Origin of the sequence: Enterobacter sp. 61D5, assembly GCF_034107965.1 — a bacterium.
Classification (GTDB): domain Bacteria; phylum Pseudomonadota; class Gammaproteobacteria; order Enterobacterales; family Enterobacteriaceae; genus Enterobacter; species Enterobacter cloacae_M.
On sequence record NZ_JAWNFK010000011.1, the window covers coordinates 133,020 to 154,204 of the forward strand.

Annotated in this window: 18 protein-coding genes; 11 read left to right on the top strand and 7 right to left on the bottom strand. The window is 56.3% G+C overall.

The annotated features are described in order from the left end of the window. Positions 1-30: 30 nt before the first annotated feature. The 5 genes from rpoN to npr all read left to right on the top strand — a co-directional run bounded on the left by rpoN (position 31) and on the right by npr (position 3,517). Positions 31-1,464 (top strand): RNA polymerase factor sigma-54, encoded by a 1,434-nt coding sequence (gene rpoN / locus UTM25_RS12785; RefSeq protein ID WP_023309360.1) that lies wholly within the window; start codon positions 31-33, stop codon positions 1,462-1,464. A gap of 22 nt (positions 1,465-1,486) precedes the next feature. Continuing rightward, the gene (gene hpf / locus UTM25_RS12790) at positions 1,487-1,774 is read left to right on the top strand and encodes a ribosome hibernation promoting factor (RefSeq protein WP_008501444.1); all 288 of its coding nucleotides are present in this window, start codon (positions 1,487-1,489) and stop codon (positions 1,772-1,774) included. 82 nt (positions 1,775-1,856) lie between these two features. Then, a complete protein-coding gene (ptsN, locus tag UTM25_RS12795; protein WP_008501443.1) occupies positions 1,857-2,348 on the top strand; it encodes a PTS IIA-like nitrogen regulatory protein PtsN in 492 nt (163 codons plus the stop codon). A 45-nt stretch (positions 2,349-2,393) separates the two neighbouring features. Further along, positions 2,394-3,248 (top strand): RNase adapter RapZ, encoded by an 855-nt coding sequence (gene rapZ, locus UTM25_RS12800; RefSeq protein ID WP_014885397.1) that lies wholly within the window; start codon positions 2,394-2,396, stop codon positions 3,246-3,248. Next, the gene (gene npr / locus UTM25_RS12805) at positions 3,245-3,517 is read left to right on the top strand and encodes a PTS phosphocarrier protein NPr (RefSeq protein WP_003861872.1); all 273 of its coding nucleotides are present in this window, start codon (positions 3,245-3,247) and stop codon (positions 3,515-3,517) included. Before rapZ ends, npr begins: the two co-directional genes overlap by 4 nt. Before the next feature lie 39 nt (positions 3,518-3,556). On the opposite strand, the gene mtgA is transcribed toward npr, so the two are convergent. The 5 genes from mtgA to lptF all read right to left on the bottom strand — a co-directional run bounded on the left by mtgA (position 3,557) and on the right by lptF (position 9,816). After that, complete coding sequence (gene mtgA, locus UTM25_RS12810; RefSeq protein ID WP_045355397.1) at positions 3,557-4,282, bottom strand: monofunctional biosynthetic peptidoglycan transglycosylase; 726 nt, start codon at positions 4,280-4,282, stop codon at positions 3,557-3,559. Continuing rightward, positions 4,279-4,932, bottom strand: coding sequence for an isoprenoid biosynthesis glyoxalase ElbB (elbB, locus tag UTM25_RS12815; RefSeq protein WP_194401328.1), 654 nt, complete (start codon positions 4,930-4,932; stop codon positions 4,279-4,281). The genes mtgA and elbB overlap by 4 nt, the downstream gene beginning before the upstream one ends. Before the next feature lie 232 nt (positions 4,933-5,164). Continuing rightward, positions 5,165-7,498, bottom strand: coding sequence for an aerobic respiration two-component sensor histidine kinase ArcB (gene arcB, locus UTM25_RS12820; protein ID WP_194401329.1), 2,334 nt, complete (start codon positions 7,496-7,498; stop codon positions 5,165-5,167). A 135-nt stretch (positions 7,499-7,633) separates the two neighbouring features. Next, positions 7,634-8,716 (bottom strand): LPS export ABC transporter permease LptG, encoded by a 1,083-nt coding sequence (gene lptG, locus UTM25_RS12825; RefSeq protein ID WP_194401330.1) that lies wholly within the window; start codon positions 8,714-8,716, stop codon positions 7,634-7,636. After that, entirely contained in the window at positions 8,716-9,816 is a 1,101-nt protein-coding gene (gene lptF, locus UTM25_RS12830) for an LPS export ABC transporter permease LptF (RefSeq protein WP_024906345.1), read from the bottom strand. Before lptF ends, lptG begins: the two co-directional genes overlap by 1 nt. Before the next feature lie 266 nt (positions 9,817-10,082). On the opposite strand from lptF, the gene pepA reads away from it, so the two are divergent. The 5 genes from pepA to ahr all read left to right on the top strand — a co-directional run bounded on the left by pepA (position 10,083) and on the right by ahr (position 16,709). Further along, positions 10,083-11,594 (top strand): leucyl aminopeptidase, encoded by a 1,512-nt coding sequence (pepA, locus tag UTM25_RS12835; RefSeq protein ID WP_023309366.1) that lies wholly within the window; start codon positions 10,083-10,085, stop codon positions 11,592-11,594. Between the two features lie 86 nt (positions 11,595-11,680). Continuing rightward, positions 11,681-12,124: a DNA polymerase III subunit chi gene (gene holC / locus UTM25_RS12840; RefSeq protein ID WP_008502815.1), complete on the top strand. Its 444-nt coding sequence runs from the start codon at positions 11,681-11,683 to the stop codon at positions 12,122-12,124. Further along, entirely contained in the window at positions 12,124-14,979 is a 2,856-nt protein-coding gene (locus UTM25_RS12845) for a valine--tRNA ligase (protein ID WP_023309367.1), read from the top strand. The genes holC and UTM25_RS12845 overlap by 1 nt, the downstream gene beginning before the upstream one ends. Positions 14,980-15,102: 123 nt before the next feature. Then, positions 15,103-15,606 carry a GNAT family N-acetyltransferase gene (locus UTM25_RS12850; protein ID WP_194401331.1) on the top strand — a complete coding sequence of 168 codons (504 nt, stop codon included), beginning with the start codon at positions 15,103-15,105 and terminating at the stop codon, positions 15,604-15,606. Positions 15,607-15,689: 83 nt separating this feature from the next. Then, positions 15,690-16,709 (top strand): NADPH-dependent aldehyde reductase Ahr, encoded by a 1,020-nt coding sequence (ahr, locus tag UTM25_RS12855; protein WP_033146757.1) that lies wholly within the window; start codon positions 15,690-15,692, stop codon positions 16,707-16,709. Between the two features lie 92 nt (positions 16,710-16,801). On the opposite strand, the gene UTM25_RS12860 is transcribed toward ahr, so the two are convergent. Further along, complete coding sequence (locus UTM25_RS12860) at positions 16,802-18,448, bottom strand: dihydroxyacetone kinase subunit DhaK (RefSeq protein ID WP_194401332.1); 1,647 nt, start codon at positions 18,446-18,448, stop codon at positions 16,802-16,804. 138 nt (positions 18,449-18,586) lie between these two features. Between UTM25_RS12860 and UTM25_RS12865 the strand changes: the two genes are divergently transcribed. Continuing rightward, on the top strand, positions 18,587-20,089 hold the full coding sequence (locus UTM25_RS12865; protein ID WP_023309371.1) for a helicase HerA-like C-terminal domain-containing protein: 1,503 nt from the start codon (positions 18,587-18,589) through the stop codon (positions 20,087-20,089). Here UTM25_RS12865 and UTM25_RS12870 read toward each other — a convergent pair. Beyond that, positions 20,069-21,010: a TIGR01212 family radical SAM protein gene (locus tag UTM25_RS12870; RefSeq protein WP_194401333.1), complete on the bottom strand. Its 942-nt coding sequence runs from the start codon at positions 21,008-21,010 to the stop codon at positions 20,069-20,071. The genes UTM25_RS12865 and UTM25_RS12870 overlap by 21 nt on opposite strands. Between the last annotated feature and the right edge of the window lie 175 nt (positions 21,011-21,185).

The following is a 21,185-nucleotide window of genomic DNA, read 5'->3' on the forward strand; positions in this document are numbered from 1 at the left end:
AACGCCGAACCGGAGAAAAACGCTCTGAACATGAAGCAAGGTTTGCAATTAAGGCTCAGCCAACAACTGGCAATGACGCCGCAGCTACAGCAGGCAATTCGCCTGTTGCAACTGTCCACGTTAGAACTTCAGCAGGAGCTCCAGCAGGCGCTGGACAGCAACCCCCTGCTGGAACAAACCGATCTTCATGACGAGGTAGACACTCAGCAGTCACAGGATACAGAAGCGCTCGACACCGCGGATGCACTCGAACAAAAAGAGATGCCCGACGAGCTACCGCTGGATGCCAGCTGGGATGAAATCTACACCGCCGGAACCCCTTCCGGTACGCGTGCAGACTACCAGGATGATGAGCTACCGGTCTATCAGGGAGAGACCACCCAGTCGCTGCAGGATTACCTGATGTGGCAGGTGGAACTCACCCCCTTCTCCGATACCGACCGTGCGATTGCCACCTCAATTGTCGATGCCGTTGACGACACCGGCTATTTGACCGTCACGCTGGACGATATTCTGGAAAGCATGGGCGACGACGAGATTGAGCTTGAGGAAGTCGAAGCCGTTCTGAAGCGCATCCAGCGTTTCGATCCGGTAGGCGTGGCCGCAAAAGATCTGCGTGACTGTCTGCTGATCCAGCTTTCTCAGTTCAGCAAAGAGACGCCATGGATCGACGAGGCGCGCTTAATCATCAGCGATCATCTGGATCTGTTGGCCAACCACGATTTCCGCAGCCTGATGCGCGTCACGCGGCTGAAGGAAGAGGTGCTGAAAGAAGCAGTGAATCTGATCCAGTCGCTCGATCCGCGCCCGGGACAGTCGATCCAGACCAGCGAGCCCGAGTACGTCATCCCGGACGTGCTGGTCAGAAAACACAATGACCGCTGGGTCGTTGAACTGAATTCAGACAGCATCCCTCGCCTGCAAATCAACCAGCAGTATGCCTCCATGTGCACCAGCGCACGTAACGACTCCGACAATCAATATATTCGCAGCAATCTTCAGGAAGCGCGATGGCTGATCAAAAGTCTGGAGAGCCGAAATGATACGCTGCTACGCGTCAGCCGCTGTATTGTCGAACAGCAGCAGGCGTTCTTTGAGCAGGGCGAAGAGTATATGAAACCGATGGTACTGGCGGATATCGCCCAGGCCGTCGAGATGCATGAATCAACCATTTCCCGTGTCACCACGCAGAAGTATCTGCACAGTCCACGCGGTATATTTGAGCTTAAGTATTTCTTCTCCAGCCATGTGAATACCGAGGGCGGCGGCGAAGCGTCGTCAACGGCCATTCGTGCCCTGGTGAAGAAGTTGATCGCCGCGGAGAACCCCGCGAAGCCACTAAGCGACAGTAAGTTAACCACCATGCTGTCCGATCAGGGTATTATGGTGGCACGTCGTACTGTTGCGAAGTATCGAGAGTCTTTATCCATTCCGCCGTCCAACCAGCGTAAACAGCTGGTCTGACACAACCGATAAGGAAGACACTATGCAGCTCAACATCACTGGACAAAACGTCGAAATTACTGAGGCTTTACGCGACTTCGTGAACGCGAAGTTTGCAAAACTCGAGCAGTATTTCGAAAGGATCAATCAGGTCTATATTGTGTTGAAAGTGGAGAAAGTGACTCATATCTCGGATGCCACCCTGCATGTTAACGGGGGTGAACTGCATGCCAGTGCGGAAGGGCAAGACATGTACGCTGCTATCGACGGCTTGATTGATAAGCTTGCACGACAGCTCAATAAACATAAAGATAAACTGAAACAACACTAATTGTCCGGGCAGTTAACGGGTGCAGGACGGCCTGTTGTGAAACACAACAGGCCATTTGTACAGTTAGCGCTTAGGTGAAATTATGATGAACAACGATTCCGCTCTTCAACTGAGCAATGTCCTTAACCAGGAATGTACCCGCAGTGCGGTTCACTGCCAGAGCAAAAAACGTGCGCTGGAGATCATCAGTGAACTGGCTGCAAAACAGCTGGGCTTGCCGCCGCAGGTGGTATTCGAAGCGATTCTGACCCGTGAAAAAATGGGCAGTACCGGTATCGGCAACGGCATCGCGATCCCGCACGGCAAACTGGAAGAGGATACCCTGCGTGCCGTGGGTGTGTTTGTGCAGCTTGAAACCCCCATCGCCTTCGATGCCATTGATAACCAGCCCGTCGATCTCCTCTTCGCGCTGCTGGTGCCCGCTGACCAGACAAAAACCCATCTGCATACGCTGTCGCTGGTCGCAAAACGTCTGGCCGATAAAACCATTTGCCGTCGACTGCGCTCGGCCCAAAGTGATGAAGAGCTCTATCAAATTATCACTGAAGCAGAAGGCAATCAGGATGATGCATAACCAGGAGATGGCCTTCACATCTGTTGTCCTGAGGAGAAACGGAACATGGTGCTGATGATTGTCAGTGGCCGTTCAGGGTCGGGGAAATCCGTTGCTCTGCGCGCGCTGGAAGACATGGGTTTTTACTGCGTCGATAACCTGCCGGTCGTGTTATTGCCCGACCTGGCCCGCACGCTGGCGGAGAGACAAACCTCTGCCGCCGTCAGTATCGACGTTCGCAACATGCCTGAATCGCCAGAGATCTTCGAACAGGCCATGAGCAACCTGCCTGACGCGTTCTCGCCTCAGCTGCTGTTCCTCGATGCAGACCGCAATACGCTGATCCGCCGCTACAGCGATACCCGTCGCTTGCACCCGCTATCCAGCAAGAACCTCTCTCTGGAGAGCGCTATCGATGAAGAGAGCGATCTGCTGGAACCGCTGCGTTCTCGTGCCGACCTGATTGTCGACACCTCTGAGATGTCCGTTCACGAGCTGGCGGAAATGCTGCGTACCCGGCTGTTGGGTAAACGCGAGCGCGAATTGACGATGGTGTTCGAATCCTTCGGCTTTAAGCACGGTATTCCGATTGATGCGGATTACGTTTTCGACGTACGCTTCCTGCCGAACCCGCACTGGGATCCGAAGCTGCGTCCAATGACCGGTCTGGATAAGCCGGTGGCGGCGTTCCTCGACCGGCACACAGAAGTACACAATTTTATCTACCAGACGCGAAGCTACCTTGAGCTATGGTTACCTATGCTGGAGACAAACAATCGTAGCTACCTGACGGTGGCGATTGGCTGTACCGGCGGTAAACATCGTTCGGTTTATATCGCCGAACAGCTGGCCGACTATTTCCGCTCGCGCGGGAAGAACGTTCAGTCCCGTCATCGCACGCTGGAAAAACGTAAAACATGACCGTAAAACAAACCGTTGAGATCACCAATAAGCTGGGTATGCATGCACGCCCGGCGATGAAGCTGTTCGAGCTGATGCAGGGTTTCGATGCAGAGGTTCTGCTGCGGAATGACGAAGGTACCGAAGCGGAGGCGAACAGCGTGATTGCGCTGCTGATGCTGGATTCCGCCAAAGGGCGCCAGATTGAGGTAGAAGCCACCGGTCCTCAGGAAGAGGAAGCTCTGGCGGCGGTGATTGCCCTGTTTAACGCAGGGTTCGACGAAGATTAAGGTCTGCTATTCAGGCGGGTAGCGCTGCGCTTACCCGCTCTACATAAGATTATTACGCTGCATAAACCCCTCTCCACCCAGCTGATTCATCTGGCGCATAATCCACGCCTGACGGCTTCGCACGTACCCTGATGGGGCACTGGCCTTAAAGCGGATAGGGTTCGGTAACACAGCGGCCAATAGCGCCGCTTCTGACATGCTCAGACGGCTTGCTGGCTTATTGAAATACCGCTGTGCGGCAGCTTCGACGCCAAATATGCCGTCGCCAAACTCAGCGACGTTGAGATAGACGGTCAGAATGCGTTTTTTGCTCCACACCGTTTCCATCCCCAGGGTCAACCCCGCTTCCAGCCCTTTTCGCACCCAGCTTCGACCATCCCACAGAAACAGGTTTTTGGCCGTCTGCTGCGACAAGGTTGACGCACCGCGCACGCGGTTTTCATGGCGTTCGTTATGGGCTAGCGCCTTCTCAATGGCCGCCACGTCGAATCCCCAGTGCTCGGGGAATTTCTGGTCCTCCGCCGCGATGACTGCCAGCCCCATGAACGGAGAGATTTCGTCCATGCTCACCCAGTCAGAGTGGGCAACGTAACCGAAATCGCCGCTGAACCACGCGCTAAGCTGGCGCTCAACCATAACGGCAGAGAACGGAACCGGCATAATGCTGAATAAAGCCAGCCCGCCTCCCCAGAATACCGCCAGCACAAGTACGATGCGCAAGAGAAAACGTTTCACCCCTGCGCCTGCGGCAAATTTACGCCTCATTCAGTCAGCACCAGCACGCGAGCCACCAGCTTTTCAATACCTGAGGCCGCCTCAGCGATATTATTCGCCAGCATATACGCCGGGGTGGTGACAATTTTGTTATCTTCATCAACCACAATGTCATCAACCGGGCACGGAACGTGTTCGCCCCCCATTTCCTCGACGATCTCTGCGGTATCAATATCCGTCCCGATAGTCAGGCGCAGCGGGAAATCAAAAATTCTGGGCAGCATTGCCGGCGCGATGCAGATAAAGCCCAGCGGTTTTCCTGCCGCATGCATGGCCTGCGACAGCGCTTTAAGATGAGGATCTATCTGACACTCCGGCCCCTGCGCAGCAAAGGTACTGAGATTTTTGGCCGCGCCAAACCCACCCGGCACAATGAGCGCATCAAGCTCTGTAGGGTCTGCCTGAATAAGAGGATGGATATCACCTCGCGCAATACGCGCGGCTTCAATCAGTACATTACGGGTTTCCGCCATCGGCTCGCCGGTCAGATGGTTAATCACATCCGCCTGATTTTTGTCTGGCGCAAAACAAATAACCTCTGCTCCCTGCTTAGCCAGGGCCAGCAGCGTGATTACGGCTTCATGTATTTCAGAACCATCGTAAACACCGCATCCGCTCAGCACGACACCAATCTTTTTCATCATGACAATCCTTTTCTGCAACTTGCTGAAGCACATTAATAATTTTGATTAAAACGCTATGCTTCACACATTTCACTGATTCATGTAACAAACCATTTAAGATTTGCTATCTTATCTGCGTGCGGCCTAAATTTTTCAGGCAGCGCCCTTTCGAAAATAACTTTATAAAACAGGCGCAGCCACGATTTCCCTGGTGTTGGCGCAGTATTCGCGCACCCCGGTTAAGCCGGGGTCATTTTTTTCTGGCGTCGACCCAGGCTTTAAGCACCGCCACATCGTTTTGCCACTCTTGTTTCATCTCTTCAACCCAATCACCCACGTTATCTTCCCATGCAGGTAAATCAGGCGACTGAATCTGTTGACCCAGCTGCTGCAGGTGGCGTAAGCCGACCGAGCCGGCCGCACCTTTAATTTTATGTCCTTCTTCGACGATGCCCTTCTGGTCCCGGGCGGTCAGGTTTGATTCCAGCACGCTCAGATAGCCCGGCATCATTTTTTCGAACACCGCCAGACCATCGGTAATCAGTTTCGGGCCGACCAGATCGATGTACTGCTCCAGCATCGCGGTATCGAGTATCGTTTGGGCTTTTGCGCTATCAACAGACGTCATGGTGCTCTCCTCTTCATCACGGGTATCCCAGAACTTCTTAATCATGGCGGTCAGAGCAGGCACCGCCAGCGGCTTGCTGAGTACATCGTCCATACCGGCATCGAGATACTCTTTTTTATCTTTCAGCACGTTCGCCGTCAGCGCCACCAGCGGCGGCAGTTCGTCGGCCGCGTACTGACGCGTCAGCTCACGCGAAATATCCAGCCCGGTCATATCCGGCAGCTGGATATCCAGCAGAACAAGATCGTATTCGCCCGGTTTAAACATCTCCAGCGCGGCCTTACCGGTCATCGCGACATCCACGCTGTTGCCCAGTTTTTCCAGCACCGATCGCGCCACAATCACGTTCAGCTCAATATCTTCTACCAGCAGGACGTGCAGCGCGGGCAGCGGCATGTCATCGTTTTCAAAGGTGTCTTCAACCTCTTCCGCCACCGCCGGCGCATGGACCGTCAGCGTGAAGGTTGACCCTTTACCCGGCTGGCTGGCAACGGTGATATCGCCACCCATACTCTTCGCCAGCCGTTTAGAGACCGCCAGGCCAATGCCCGTTCCGGTCGCCGGTTTCCCGCCGTTGCTGTCCTTCACCTGGTAGTACATCGCGAAAATTTTGTCCTGCTCCTCCTGCGGAATACCTATCCCGGAATCCTCCACCTCGAAGTGCAGCATGTCGCCTTCGTCATAGCGGATGCGCACCGCCACCTGCCCCTTCTGGGTAAATTTCACCGCGTTGCTGATCAGGTTCCACAGGATCTGGCGCAGACGCGTGCCGTCAGTCACCACTTTATGCGGCAGCGGCAGGGTTGGCTCCATGACAAAACTCAGTCCCTTCTGCTGCGCCTGCAGGCCGGACAGGTTTTCGAGGTCGGCAAGGAAGCTGGTGAAATCAACAGGCTGATTATCAAGCTGAACTTTACGGCGCTCCATCTTATCCATATCAATAATATCGTTGAAGATATTACCCAGCGTGACCGCTGAGACATGGATAGTCTTGAGGTATTTCTCCTGCTCTGAGGTCAGGTCGGTATCCAGCAGAATACGGCTCAGCCCGACAATGCCATTAAGTGGCGTACGCAGCTCGTGGCTGATAGTGGAGATAAAGGTCGTCTTATCACGGCTGGCGCGCTCCAGAGCGTCCTGGTAGCGCTTACGCTCGGTGATATCGCGGCCAAAGCCCATCAGGCCGTGGCGTTTCCCCACGCGGTCATAGTAGGGCACCTTACGGATCTCAAAACAGGCTTTGCGTCCGTCCGGGTAATCCAGCCACTGTTCATAGGTCAGCGAGACGTTATGGCGGAATACTTTTTCGTCCGTCTCCATGACCTTGGCCGCCGCTTCTTCAGAGTAAACGTCCTGCGGCTTCAGGTTAATCAGCTGCTTCTCGCTTTTCCCGGTGAGCAGCTCCATCGCCCGGTTACATCCGGAAAACTCTTTATCTTCATTACGGTAAAACACCAGATCCGGCGAAGCATCGAGGAACGACCGCAGGAAAGAGGATTGCTGCTCAAGCTGAATCTGCGTGACCTCGCGCTCTTTCATTTCGATTTTCAGCTGCTCCAGCGTGGCCTGACGCTCGGCTTCCGCCTTCTCACGATCGGCGATCTCCTGATTCAGCTGCGCAATGTTGTCTTTAAGCTGGACATTGAGCTTCAGGTCGCGTTCGCGCATCTCTTCCAGTTTATCCACCAGTTTTGACAGACGCTGACGGGACTCTTCCAGCTGTTCAACCACCACGGAAAGGAAATAGACCGCCCAGGGAGTAATGAGCAAGCCAAAGAAGATGGAGCGGATAACGTCGATACTCTCGACCTGACCATGCAGAACCATGGTGACGGCCATTTGCACGACAATGGCCAGAACGACCAGCGCCAGCGCAAGCAGCATGGAGAAACGCACCAGCCCAAGCTTCATCATCAGGTCGACGTAATACTGGGCAAGCATTCGAATTTGCTTCATAGAGGATCCCTTCACGACTTTATCGCTCAATAATACTCAAATTCAGGGCGAGGCGTTGAAGGTTGTGAGAAAAAGTGCGGGGTGAAACAGGAGATTAGCCTCGCCCCCGGTTAACCGGAAGCGAGGAGAGGTCGATCAGGAGCGTTTCAACAGCAGCCAGAGGCTGATCAGGAGGAAACTTGCGCTTGGCAGCAGCGCACCAATTATAGGCGGAATGCCATAAACCAGCGTCAGCGGACCGAAGATCTGATCGAGCACGTAGAACACAAAGCCGAAGCTGATACCGGTCACTACGCGCACGCCCATCGGCACGCTGCGTAACGGGCCGAAGATAAACGACAGCGCCATCAGCATCATCACCGCCACGGACATCGGCTGGAAGATCTTGCTCCACATGTTGAGCTGATAACGTCCCGCATCCTGCCCGCTCGACTTCAGGTATTTCACATAGTTGTGCAAACCGCTGATGGAGAGCGCGTCAGGATCAAGCGCCACAACACCGAGCTTGTCAGGCGTCAGGTTGGTCTTCCACGTGCCGGTTACCGTCTGAGAACCGGTGATCTGTTTCGGATCGGTCAGGTTAGACTCATCGACTTGGGACAATCGCCACTGTTTATGTTCGGCGTCGAATTTCGCCGAAGAGGCGTGGCGGACTGACTCCAGACGGCGCTGGTCATCGAAAGCGTAAATGCTCACCCCACCCAGTTCATCATTCCCCTTCACCCGTTCGATGTAGACGAAGTTTTTACCGTCTTTCGCCCATAAACCTTGCTGAGTCGAGAGCAGCGAGCCGCCGTACATTGCCTGCGCACGGTAGTTACGCGCCATCTGTTCGCCCTGCGGCGCGACCCACTCGCCAATCGCCATGGTTAACAGCACCAACGGGATTGCGGTTTTCATGACCGACAGCGCAACCTGCATACGGGTAAAGCCCGAGGCCTGCATAACGACCAGCTCGCTGCGCTGCGCCAGCATCCCCAGCCCCAGCAGCGCGCCCAGCAGGGCCGCCATCGGGAAGAAGATCTGCACATCTTTCGGCACGCTGAGCAGGGTATACATCCCCGCGCCCAGTGCGTCATAGCTCCCCTGCCCGGCTTTTTTCAGCTGATCGACAAATTTAATAATGCCGGAGAGCGACACCAGCATGAACAACGTCATCATGATGGTGGTAAAAATGGTTTTACCGATATAGCGATCAAGAACGCCAAACGCCTGCATTAGATGGCTCCTTTACGCGAGAATCGGGCACGTATGCGGCGCACAGGCACCGTATCCCACAGGTTTAATCCCAGCGCCAGTAAGATGTACAGGCTGTTGACGAACCATGTCCAGACCATAGGGTCCAGCTTACCCTTCGCGCCGTTAGAACGAATCGAGGTTTGCAGCAGGAAATAGATCAGGTAAAGCAGCATCGCCGGCAGCATAGAGAGCACGCGTCCCTGGCGCGGGTTCACCACGCTCAGCGGAACGACAATCAGCGCCATCATAAACACGGTGAATACAAGCGTAATACGCCAGTGGAACTCAGCACGCGCTCTGTCGGTATCGGTATTCCACAGGGTACGCATGTCCATTTGCTCGGTATCCGTTGGATCGAGCGCCACCGCCTGATGGCCGATAATGGCCTGATAGTTCTGGAAATCCGTAATACGGAAGTCGCGCAGCATGGCGGTGCCTTCGAAACGGGTGCCTTTGTTCAGCGTCACGATCTGAGAACCATCTTTGCGCTGAGCAAGCTGACCGGAGTCTGCAACCACCACGGAAGGACGCGCGTTACCTTTGGGACGTAACTGCGCCAGGAATACATCGTTGAATTTACTGCCGTCAACGCTCTCAATAAACAGCACGGAGTTGCCGTCGGTCGCCTGCTGGAACTGACCCTGAGCTAAGGCTGCCATGCCGGGGTTGGCTTTCGCTTCGGCCAGCACTTCGTCCTGATGACGGGAAGACATGGGACCCGCCCACATCACATTCACCGCCGCGACAATACCCGTGAACAGCGCCAGTATCATGGCCGCTTTCACCAGTACCGCTTTGCTCAGGCCACAGGCATGCATCACCGTGATTTCACTCTCGGTGTAGAGTTTCCCAAGCGTCATGAGCAGGCCAAGGAAAAGACTTAGCGGCAGGATGAGCTGCGCCATTTCCGGGATCCCTAAACCAAGCAGGGAAAGCACCAGATTAGTTGGAATTTCGCCGTCAACGGCCGCACCGAGGATCTTAACCAGCTTCTGACAGAAAAAAATCAGCAGCAGGATGAAGAGGATCGCCAGTTGGCTTTTGAGCGTCTCCCGCACCAGATATCTTATGATTATCACTTTAAATACGCCCGTAAAAACCCGTCTCTTTGCAGGAATTTCGCTTGTTTCATGGCTTAAACGTCATTTATTCTCTTGAGTCGTCGAAATCATCGCTAAGATTAAAACATCCGGCGGATTCACGCTTCAGGACTTTTTCTGACGTGTCGAAACCGTAGTAACGTAAGATTAACACGAAGTCACCACAACAGCGGACATGAGTTACGAAAGGTTTCAATTCTATCCGTAGCTGCCGCCGTTGTCTTTAAGATTCAGGAGCGTAGTGCATGGAGTTCAGTGTAAAAAGCGGTAGCCCGGAGAAACAGCGGAGTGCCTGCATCGTTGTGGGCGTCTTTGAACCACGCCGACTCTCCCCGATCGCCGAGCAACTCGATAAAATCAGTGACGGCTATATTAGCGCCCTGCTGCGCCGTGGCGAACTGGAAGGCAAACCTGGGCAGACGCTGTTACTGCACCATGTTCCGAACGTACTGTCAGAACGTATTCTGCTGATTGGCTGCGGCAAAGAACGCGAGCTGGATGAACGTCAGTATAAGCAGGTGATTCAGAAAACAATCAATACGCTGAATGATACCGGCTCAATGGAAGCCGTCTGCTTCCTGACGGAACTGCACGTTAAAGGACGTAACACCTACTGGAAAGTGCGTCAGGCGGTTGAAACGGCAAAAGAGAGCCTGTACAGCTTCGATCAGCTGAAGACCAATAAAAGCGAGCCGCGTCGTCCGCTGCGTAAAATGGTCTTTAACGTGCCAACCCGTCGCGAGCTGACCAGCGGAGAACGCGCGATCCAGCACGGTCTGGCGATCGCAGCCGGCATTAAAGCGGCCAAAGATCTCGGTAACATGCCGCCTAACATCTGTAACGCGGCGTACCTGGCCTCTCAGGCGCGTCAGCTGGCCGACGCCTACAGCAAAAACGTCATTACCCGCGTCATCGGCGAACAGCAGATGAAAGAGCTGGGGATGCACTCTTACCTGGCGGTCGGTAACGGCTCGCAGAACGAATCCCTGATGTCCGTCATCGAGTACAAAGGCAATCCGTCCGAAGACGCGCGCCCGATTGTGCTCGTCGGTAAAGGCCTAACCTTCGACTCCGGCGGTATCTCCATCAAGCCTGCCGAAGGCATGGATGAGATGAAGTACGACATGTGCGGTGCGGCGGCGGTTTACGGCGTGATGCGCATGGTTGCGGAACTACAGTTGCCTATCAACGTGATCGGCGTACTGGCGGGCTGCGAAAACATGCCTGGCGGGCGCGCCTATCGTCCGGGTGACGTGCTGACCACCATGTCCGGCCAGACCGTTGAAGTGTTGAACACCGACGCCGAAGGCCGTCTGGTGCTGTGTGACGTGCTGACCTACGTTGAGCGCTTCGAGCCGGAAGCGGTGATTGACGTAGCCACCCTCACCGGTGCCTGCGTGATTGCGCTGGGCCACCATATCACCGGCCTGATGTCGAACCACAATCCGCTGGCGCATGAGCTTATTGGTGCCTCAGAGCAGGCTGGAGACCGCGCATGGCGTCTGCCGCTGGGTGACGAGTATCAGGATCAGCTGGAGTCTAACTTTGCGGATATGGCGAACATTGGCGGACGTCCTGGCGGGGCGATCACCGCGGGCTGCTTCCTGGCACGCTTCACCCGCAAGTACAACTGGGCGCACCTGGATATCGCGGGCACGGCATGGCGCTCCGGTAAAGCCAAAGGCGCAACCGGTCGTCCAGTGGCGCTGCTGTCGCAGTTCCTGCTCAATCGTGCGGGTTTTAACGGCGACGAGTAAGTCAAAACGGCAGTAAACCGTAGGCCGGGTAAGGCGAAGCCGCCGCCCGGCTTAAGCATTTAAAGTGAGCACAAGAAGCCCCATATATGAAGAATGCAACGTTCTACCTTCTGGACAACGACACCCATCAGGATGGCCTCAGCGCCGTCGAACAGCTGGTGTGTGAAATTGCCGCAGAACGTTGGCGCGCAGGTAAACGCGTTCTGATTGCCTGTGAAGATGAACAGCAGGCGATTCGCCTGGATGAAGCGCTGTGGGCGCGCCCGCCGGAGAGTTTTGTGCCGCATAACCTGTCGGGCGAAGGCCCGCGCGGCGGTGCACCGGTTGAAATTGCCTGGCCGCAAAAGCGCAACAGCAGCGCGCGCGATATTCTGATTAGCCTGCGGATAGATTTTGCAGATTTTGCCACCGCTTTCACAGAAGTGGTAGACTTTGTCCCTTACGAAGAATCTTTGAAACAACTGGCGCGCGAACGCTATAAAGCGTACCGCCTGGCTGGTTTTAACCTGAATACGGCAACCTGGAAATAATGGAAAAGACATATAACCCACGCGATATCGAACAGCCGCTTTACGAGCACTGGGAACAGCAGGGCTATTTCAAGCCTAACGGCGACGAAAGCAAAGAGTCCTTCTGCATCATGATCCCGCCGCCGAACGTCACCGGCAGTTTGCATATGGGTCATGCTTTCCAGCAGACCATCATGGACACCATGATCCGCTACCAGCGCATGCAGGGTAAAAACACCCTGTGGCAGGCGGGGACTGACCACGCGGGTATCGCGACCCAGATGGTGGTTGAGCGTAAAATTGCCGCTGAAGAAGGTAAAACCCGCCACGACTACGGTCGCGACGCGTTCATCGACAAAATCTGGCAGTGGAAGGCGGAATCCGGCGGCACAATTACCCGTCAGATGCGCCGTCTCGGCAACTCCGTGGACTGGGAGCGCGAGCGCTTCACCATGGATGAAGGCCTGTCCAACGCCGTTAAAGAAGTCTTCGTCCGCCTGTACAAAGAAGACCTGATTTACCGCGGCAAACGCCTGGTAAACTGGGATCCGAAACTGCGCACCGCCATCTCTGACCTGGAAGTGGAAAACCGCGAGTCTAAAGGCTCCATGTGGCACATCCGCTATCCGCTGGCCGATGGCGCAAAAACCGCCGACGGTAAAGATTACCTGGTGGTCGCGACCACCCGTCCGGAAACCCTGCTGGGCGATACCGGCGTGGCCGTTAACCCGGAAGATCCGCGTTATAAAGATCTGATCGGCAAATTCGTGGTGCTGCCGCTGGTAAACCGCCGTATTCCGATTGTGGGCGACGAACACGCCGACATGGAAAAAGGCACCGGTTGCGTAAAAATCACCCCTGCACACGACTTCAACGACTATGAAGTCGGCCGTCGTCACGCCCTGCCGATGATCAACATTCTGACCTTCGACGGTGATATCCGCGAAAGCGCAGAAGTGTACGACACCAAAGGCAACGAATCCGACGTTTACTCCAGCGACATCCCGGCTGAGTTCCAGAAGCTGGAGCGTTTTGCCGCGCGTAAAGCCATCGTGGCAGCCGTTGACGCGCTCGGCCTGCTGGAAGAGATCAAACCTCACGATCTGACCGTGCCGTACGGCGACCGTGGCGGCGTGGTTATCGAGCCAATGCTGACCGACCAGTGGTACGTGCGTGCCGACGTGCTGGCGAAACCGGCTGTCGAAGCGGTTGAGAACGGCAGCATTCAGTTCGTGCCGAAGCAGTACGAAAACATGTACTTCTCCTGGATGCGCGACATTCAGGACTGGTGTATTTCCCGTCAGCTGTGGTGGGGTCACCGTATTCCGGCGTGGTACGACAACGAAGGCAACGTTTACGTTGGCCGTAGCGAAGACGAAGTGCGTCAGGAAAACAACCTGAGCGCAGACGTTGCGCTGCGTCAGGACGAAGACGTGCTGGACACCTGGTTCTCCTCCGCGCTGTGGACCTTCTCCACCCTCGGCTGGCCAGAAAACACCGACGCGCTGCGTCAGTTCCACCCAACCAGCGTGATGGTGTCCGGCTTCGACATTATCTTCTTCTGGATTGCCCGCATGATCATGATGACCATGCACTTCATCAAAGACGAAGACGGCAAGCCGCAGGTTCCGTTCCATACCGTCTACATGACCGGTCTGATCCGCGACGACGAAGGCCAGAAGATGTCCAAGTCCAAGGGGAACGTGATTGACCCGCTGGACATGGTTGACGGTATCTCTCTGGAAGATCTGCTGGAAAAACGTACCGGCAACATGATGCAGCCGCAGCTGGCTGAGAAAATCCGCAAGCGTACCGAGAAGCAGTTCCCGAACGGGATCGAGTCTCACGGTACCGACGCCCTGCGCTTCACCCTGGCGGCACTGGCTTCTACAGGCCGTGACATCAACTGGGACATGAAGCGTCTGGAAGGTTACCGTAACTTCTGTAACAAACTGTGGAACGCCAGCCGCTTCGTGCTGATGAACACCGAAGATCAGGATTGCGGCTTCAACGGCGGCGAGATGACGCTGTCTCTGGCGGACCGCTGGATCCTGGCGGAATTCAACCAGACGGTGAAAGCGTTCCGCGAGGCGCTGGACAGCTACCGCTTCGATATCGCGGCGGGCATCCTGTATGAATTCACCTGGAACCAGTTCTGCGACTGGTATCTGGAGCTGGCGAAGCCGGTGATGAACGGCGGCACTGAGGCGGAACTGCGCGGCACGCGCAACACGCTGATTACCGTTCTGGAAGGCCTGCTGCGCCTGGCGCATCCGGTCATTCCATTTATCACCGAAACCATCTGGCAGCGCGTGAAGGTGATTGCGGGCATCAACGCCGATACCATCATGCTGCAGCCGTTCCCGGAATTCGATGCGGCCAAGGTTGATGAAGCGGCGTCCGCGGATACCGAGTGGCTGAAACAGGCGATCGTTGCGGTACGTAACATCCGTGCTGAAATGAACATCGCCCCTGGCAAACCGCTGGAGCTGCTGCTTCGTGGCTGCAGCGAGGCTGCCGTTCGTCGCGTCACCGAGAACAACACTTTCCTGAAGACCATGGCGCGTCTGGAAAGCATCACCGTGCTGCCTGCAGATGATAAAGGTCCGGTATCCGTGACCAAAATCATCGACGGTGCCGAGCTGCTGATCCCGATGGCGGGCCTGATCGACAAAGACGCCGAGCTGGCTCGTCTGGCGAAAGAAGTGGCGAAAGTCGACGTGGAAATTGGCAAAATCGAAAGCAAGCTGGCGAACGAAGGCTTTGTGGCCCGCGCGCCGGAAGCGGTCATCGCGAAAGAGCGTGAGCGTCTGGTTGCTTTCGCCGATGCGAAGACCAAGCTGATCGAGCAGCAGGCGGTTATCGCAGCCCTGTAATGCTTTTACCCCTTACGCTTCAGGGCGTAAGGGGTATCCTTCCTGAAAACTCCTCGCTTGCACTCCCCTTTCTGCGGTGCTATTAACAGCAGTTATGTGTCAATTTTTGTTATGAGTAATGCTATGAGCGTGATTACCCCCGTCGCGACGACGATGCGTCGGATCACTGAGCAGGATAATTCGGCTATCGCCGCCGTTATCCGCACCGTTTCTGCCGAATATGGCCTGACGGCTGACAAAGGCTACACGGTTGCTGACCCGAACCTGGACGAGCTTTACCAGCTCTACAGCCAGCCAGGGCATGCCTACTGGGTAATCGAGCAGAACGGCCTGGTGGTGGGCGGCGGCGGCGTGGCGCCCCTCAGCTGCAGCGAGCCGGATATCTGTGAACTACAGAAAATGTATTTCCTGCCAACGGCGCGCGGGCAAGGACTGGCAAAAAAGCTGGCGCTGATTGCGCTGGACCACGCGCGCAAGCAGGGTTTTACACGCTGCTACCTTGAAACAACCGCTTTCCTCAAAGAGGCCATCGGCCTGTATGAACATCTGGGCTTTGAGCATATCGATGCACCGCTGGGCTGTACCGGCCACGTTGATTGCGAAGTCAGAATGCTGAAAAGTCTGTAAGTTTTGTTCCTGCCCTCTTCTGTTAAGCGGCTGTAAACTGAATGCTCTACACTCTCAGTTCACACCACAACGGGGGAAACACGATGTCGAAGATAAAAAGCTACGCCGCACCGCAGGCGGGTGCAGAACTTGAGCTGTACGAGTACGATGCGGGCGAACTAAAAGCAGAAGACGTCGAAGTACAGGTTGATTACTGCGGGATCTGCCACTCGGATCTCTCGATGATCGACAACGAATGGGGCTTCTCCAGCTATCCGCTGGTTGCCGGGCACGAAGTTATTGGCCGCGTCGTGGCCCTCGGTAGCGCCGCGCAGGACAAAGGGCTGAAAGTGGGCCAGCGCGTGGGCATTGGCTGGACGGCACGCAGCTGCGGCCACTGCGACGCCTGTATCAGCGGCAATCAGATCAACTGCCTCGAGGGCGCCGTTCCCACCATTCTGAACAAAGGCGGTTTTGCCGACAAACTGCGCGCCGACTGGCAATGGGTGATCCCGCTGCCGGACAGCATTGATATCGAATCCGCCGGTCCGCTGCTGTGCGGCGGTATCACCGTCTTCAAACCCCTGCTGATGCACCATATCACCGCCACCAGCCGCGTGGGCGTCATTGGTATTGGCGGCCTGGGGCATATCGCCATCAAGCTGCTGCACGCGATGGGCTGTGAAGTCACGGCGTTCAGCTCGAACCCGGCAAAAGAGAAAGAAGTGCTGGCGATGGGTGCGGATAAAGTGGTGAACAGCCGCGATCCTGACGCGCTGAACGCGCTGGCTGGGCAGTTTGACCTGATCATCAACACCGTTAACGTGGATCTCAACTGGCAGCCGTACTTTGAGGCACTGGCCTACGGCGGTAACTTCCATACCGTAGGTGCTGTGATGAAGCCGCTGCCGGTTCCTGCGTTTACCCTGATCGGCGGGGATCGCAGTGTGTCAGGCTCCGCGACCGGTACGCCGTTTGAGTTGCGCAAGCTGATGAAGTTTGCCGGACGCACCAAAGTGGCCCCGACCACCGAACTGTATCCGATGTCGAAAATCAACGAAGCGATCCAGCACGTGCGTGACGGCAAAGCCCGCTACCGCGTGGTATTGAAAGCGGATTTTTGATGTGACATAGGCGGGGAATGTGCGGCCTGATGCCCTCACCCCAACCCTCTCCCACAGGGAGAGGGCGCACACACTAAAAACGGTAACGGTCGTTACCGTTTTGCAGCTACCATGGCCTTAAACACCTCAGCCACCGCGACCGCACCGGGATCCATTACCCCATCCAGATTCTCTTTATTCACATACGATGAACGTCCCGCGCCGGCTTTCGCCATTTTCGCCGTTGCTTCGGCACCGTGCTGTGCGGCCTGCGCCGCTGCCTGAATATCGCCACCTTTCAATGCTTCAAGCGCCGGTTGTAGCGCGTCGATCAGGGTACGATCGCCGAGATCTGCCCCACCGTACTGCTTCATCTGCGCCAGCCCGCTGAGCAATGCCTCGGGCAGCGGCTGACCATCGTGAAGCTTTTGCGCGGCCGCGGTGAAGAAGATCGACATTAGCACCCCGCTCGATCCGCCCATCACCGTCGCCAGCCGCTCGCCCACCAGCAACAGCAGCGTCGATACGTTATCAAGCGGGAGCTTGCGATCCTCCAGACGCTGCGCAATATCCCGCGCCCCTTGCGCAAAAGTGGAGCCGGTATCGCCGTCGCCCACTTTGGCATCCAGCGCGTTCAGTCGGTTTTCCAGCTGGAGCAGCGTTTTCGTCACCGAGGAGACATATTCACCCACCCGCAGATTGTCCGACGGAGTGTATTCCACACGATCGTGAATGGCGGTATGTGCCACGGTGCGCAGTGGCGCAAACGCCACGGGCTTCTGCCAGCCCAGCGTTTCGACCTCGGCGTGAATCGCCTTTTCAAAGAAGTCGTTGAGCTTAAGCAGCGTGAGCGAAAAGCCCTTCATGTCCAGCGCGCTCACCAGCGGCGCGGGGCCTATCAGGTACGCGATCTCCTCTTTCAGCGCCGAATGCGCCAGCTCTTTGGTCAGCAGCGCCATCTCCAGCGCCGATACGCCACCGAGATTGTTAATCAATACCGCAAACCGCCCTTCTCCCGCCTGCGCGCGTAACGGCGTCACCAGCGTGTCGATAATGGCTTTGCTGTTCTGCGTATCCACGACGGAAGCACCGGGCTCGCCGTGAATGCCCAGCCCCAGCTCGACATGGCCCTGCTTAATGCGCCCCTCTTCCTCGTCGCTGCCCGGCAGGTTGCACGTTTGCATCGCAACGCCCAGGCTCCAGAGGTTATCGCAGGCCTGTTGCGCAATATCCCGCACCTCGCTCAGCGATTTCCCCTGCTCCGCCGCATAGCCCGCAATCTTGTGCACCAGTGCCGTACCGGCAATACCGCGCGGCTGCTTGTTATCCGGCAGCGCGATATCGTCCGCCACGATCGCCATCTCCACCTTAAGACCGTAGCGTTTGGCCTTTTCTGCCGCGAGGCCAAAGTTCAGGCGATCGCCGGTGTAGTTTTTGACAATCAGCAGACAGCCGCGATCGCCCGTGACCGCCACAATGGCATTCAGCACCGCATCCACGCTCGGCGAGGCAAACAGATCGCCACACACTGCCGCCGTCAGCATCCCTTTGCCAACAAACCCGGCGTGCGCGGGTTCGTGGCCTGAGCCGCCGCCGGAGATCACCGCCACGCGGCTTTTGTCCCAGTCTCCACGTGCGACGATCCTGATGGCCGGATCGATATCAAGTTTGACGAGATTTGCTTGTGGCGCAGAAAGCAGTATGCCTTCAATGGCATCGTTGACCAGCTGTTTGCGATCGTTAAAGAAGAATCTGGACATCGTTTCCCACTATTTTTGTGAACCGTATGCAAAAGCATAGTCCGCACTGGATAATGCGCCGCAAAGTCAGGAATTTACTCAACCAAATTGCGGTCAGGTTGCCTATAATCCACCCAGGACAAAGAGAGGAAGCGCATCATGAGTACACCATTGTTAATTGCCAGGACGCTGGAAAAAGAGCTGTATTTACTGCCCGCGATGGCGAACCGCCACGGTCTGATCACCGGAGCGACCGGGACGGGGAAAACCGTCACCCTGCAAAAGCTGGCGGAGTCGCTTTCGGAGATTGGCGTACCGGTCTTTATGGCTGACGTGAAAGGCGATTTAACCGGTGTGGCTCAGGAAGGTACGGCCTCTGAGAAACTGCTCGAACGGCTGAAGAATATTGGCATCACGGACTGGACGCCGCATAACAATCCGGTGGTGGTGTGGGATATCTTTGGTGAGAAAGGCCACCCGGTGCGCGCTACCGTCTCCGATCTCGGCCCGCTGCTGCTGGCCCGTCTGCTTAACCTCAACGACGTGCAGTCCGGCGTGCTGAATATTATCTTCCGCATTGCCGACGATCAGGGGCTGCTGCTGCTTGATTTCAAAGATCTGCGTGCCATTACGCAGTACATAGGCGATAACGCCAAATCCTTCCAGAACCAGTACGGCAATATCAGCAGCGCCTCGGTGGGAGCCATTCAGCGCGGGTTACTGACGCTGGAGCAACAGGGGGCCGAACACTTCTTCGGCGAGCCGATGCTGGATATCAAAGACTGGATGCGCACCGACAGCAGCGGCAAAGGCATCATCAACATTCTGAGCTCCGAGAAGCTCTACCAGATGCCAAAGCTCTACGCCGCCAGCCTGCTGTGGATGCTCTCTGAGCTCTACGAACAGTTACCCGAAGCGGGCGATCTGGAAAAACCGAAGCTGGTCTTCTTCTTTGACGAAGCGCATCTGCTGTTTAACGACGCGCCGCAGGTATTGCTGGATAAGATTGAACAGGTCATTCGCCTGATCCGCTCCAAAGGCGTTGGCGTCTGGTTTGTTTCACAAAACCCGTCGGATATCCCGGATAACGTGCTCGGTCAGCTCGGTAACCGCGTGCAGCACGCCTTGCGCGCCTTTACGCCGAAGGATCAGAAAGCGGTGAAAGCCGCCGCGCAGACCATGCGCGCTAATCCTGCCTTTGATACCGAAGCGGCGATTCAGGCGTTAGGCACCGGTGAAGCGCTGATCTCATTCCTGGATGCGAAGGGCAGCCCGTCCGTGGTAGAACGCGCCATGGTGATCGCGCCCTGCTCGCGCATGGGGCCCGTTACCGACGATGAACGTAACGGCCTGATTAACCATTCTCCGGTTTACGGGAAGTACGAAGACGAGGTTGATCGCGAGTCTGCGTTCGAGATGCTGCAAAAAGGGGTGCAGGCGACCACCGAATCCCAGGATGCGCCTGCCGCTAAAGGGCAGTCTGTCGCCGTGGATGACGGTATTCTCGGGGGTCTCAAAGACATCCTGTTCGGCAGCACCGGGCCGCGCGGCGGCAAGCGCGACGGCGTGGTACAAACCATGGCGAAAAGCGCGGCGCGACAGGTCACCAATCAGATAGTGCGCGGCATGCTGGGAAGTCTGTTAGGCGGCCGTCGCCGGTAGACGTGGAACCCACGGGCGGCCAAGCGCCGAGCCCTGAACACCGTTCTCCTGCAGGTAGCGGTCGATTTCCAACATCCCCGTCCAGCGGTTCTCACACCATAGCGGTGCCAGAAGCGTTGGACGGCGGGCGCTGGCCGAGATGCGGTGGTAGACAATTTCCGGCGGGGTGTGGCGAATCATCTCCCCCGCCGTCACCGTATAGTCCTCAAGCTCAATACCGCTTAACCGCCCGGCTTCCCAGGCTTTCGCCATAATGCTTCCCGTAACGATATGCAGCGGGTGCAGCTTAATGCCGTCCACGCCGGTCTCAACCACCTTTTCCAGCGTCTCCAGGCCGTGCTGCTGCCCTTCACCCGGCAAGCCGACAATCAGATGCGAGCAGACCTTCAGCCCGCGCTCGCGGGCCAGGCGCGTGGTGCGCTGGTAGCAGGCGAAATCATGGCCACGGTTAATACGGTGCAGGGTTTTGTCGTGCGCGGTCTGCAAGCCCAGCTCCAGCCAGATCTCGTAGCCTTGTGCTTTGTACTCGCTGAGCAGGTCCAGCACCGCGTCCGGTACGCAGTCCGGGCGCGTGCCCACGCACAGCCCAACGATGTTAGCCTGGCTGACGGCCTGCTGATACATAGAGCGCAGCACCTGCACCTCCGCCCACGTGCTGGTGTAGGCCTGAAAATAAGCCAGATACTGCTTCGCGCGGTTCACCAGGCTGGCCTGATGGGCAAGCTGTTCAGCGATAGAGTGATGCTGCTGGGCTTCGTCAGCAAAGGACGCAACGTTACAGAAGGTGCAGCCGCCGCGCCCGATGGTGCCATCGCGATTCGGGCAGCTAAACCCGCCGTGCAGCGTCAGCTTATGAACCTTTTGCCCGTACCGCTGCAAAAGATCCCCACCAAACATATTGACTAATTTCTGTAACTGCATAATCTGATAGACCGTCCCGGAGAAAGGGGACAAGCCTGCCACTTTTAGCCTCTGTCGGCGATGACCTGGATCAATCGCCCTGGACGGCCTTTATCTATATGAATAAATACTCAGGATTACTGCAATTTCATTCATGCCACCCGTGATTACTTTTCCTTATGTTCTGATTGTTTTT

What these genes read in the sequence shown, in the direction of transcription:
- rpoN (WP_023309360.1), top strand. Translation starts at nt 31, where the DNA reads ATGAAGCAAGGTTTGCAATTAAGGCTCAGCCAACAACTGGCAATGACG.
- hpf (WP_008501444.1), top strand. Translation starts at nt 1,487, where the DNA reads ATGCAGCTCAACATCACTGGACAAAACGTCGAAATTACTGAGGCTTTA.
- ptsN (WP_008501443.1), top strand. Translation starts at nt 1,857, where the DNA reads ATGATGAACAACGATTCCGCTCTTCAACTGAGCAATGTCCTTAACCAG.
- rapZ (WP_014885397.1), top strand. Translation starts at nt 2,394, where the DNA reads ATGGTGCTGATGATTGTCAGTGGCCGTTCAGGGTCGGGGAAATCCGTT.
- npr (WP_003861872.1), top strand. Translation starts at nt 3,245, where the DNA reads ATGACCGTAAAACAAACCGTTGAGATCACCAATAAGCTGGGTATGCAT.
- mtgA (WP_045355397.1), bottom strand. Translation starts at nt 4,282, where the DNA reads ATGAGGCGTAAATTTGCCGCAGGCGCAGGGGTGAAACGTTTTCTCTTG.
- elbB (WP_194401328.1), bottom strand. Translation starts at nt 4,932, where the DNA reads ATGAAAAAGATTGGTGTCGTGCTGAGCGGATGCGGTGTTTACGATGGT.
- arcB (WP_194401329.1), bottom strand. Translation starts at nt 7,498, where the DNA reads ATGAAGCAAATTCGAATGCTTGCCCAGTATTACGTCGACCTGATGATG.
- lptG (WP_194401330.1), bottom strand. Translation starts at nt 8,716, where the DNA reads ATGCAGGCGTTTGGCGTTCTTGATCGCTATATCGGTAAAACCATTTTT.
- pepA (WP_023309366.1), top strand. Translation starts at nt 10,083, where the DNA reads ATGGAGTTCAGTGTAAAAAGCGGTAGCCCGGAGAAACAGCGGAGTGCC.
- holC (WP_008502815.1), top strand. Translation starts at nt 11,681, where the DNA reads ATGAAGAATGCAACGTTCTACCTTCTGGACAACGACACCCATCAGGAT.
- UTM25_RS12845 (WP_023309367.1), top strand. Translation starts at nt 12,124, where the DNA reads ATGGAAAAGACATATAACCCACGCGATATCGAACAGCCGCTTTACGAG.
- UTM25_RS12850 (WP_194401331.1), top strand. Translation starts at nt 15,103, where the DNA reads ATGAGCGTGATTACCCCCGTCGCGACGACGATGCGTCGGATCACTGAG.
- ahr (WP_033146757.1), top strand. Translation starts at nt 15,690, where the DNA reads ATGTCGAAGATAAAAAGCTACGCCGCACCGCAGGCGGGTGCAGAACTT.
- UTM25_RS12860 (WP_194401332.1), bottom strand. Translation starts at nt 18,448, where the DNA reads ATGTCCAGATTCTTCTTTAACGATCGCAAACAGCTGGTCAACGATGCC.
- UTM25_RS12865 (WP_023309371.1), top strand. Translation starts at nt 18,587, where the DNA reads ATGAGTACACCATTGTTAATTGCCAGGACGCTGGAAAAAGAGCTGTAT.
- UTM25_RS12870 (WP_194401333.1), bottom strand. Translation starts at nt 21,010, where the DNA reads ATGCAGTTACAGAAATTAGTCAATATGTTTGGTGGGGATCTTTTGCAG.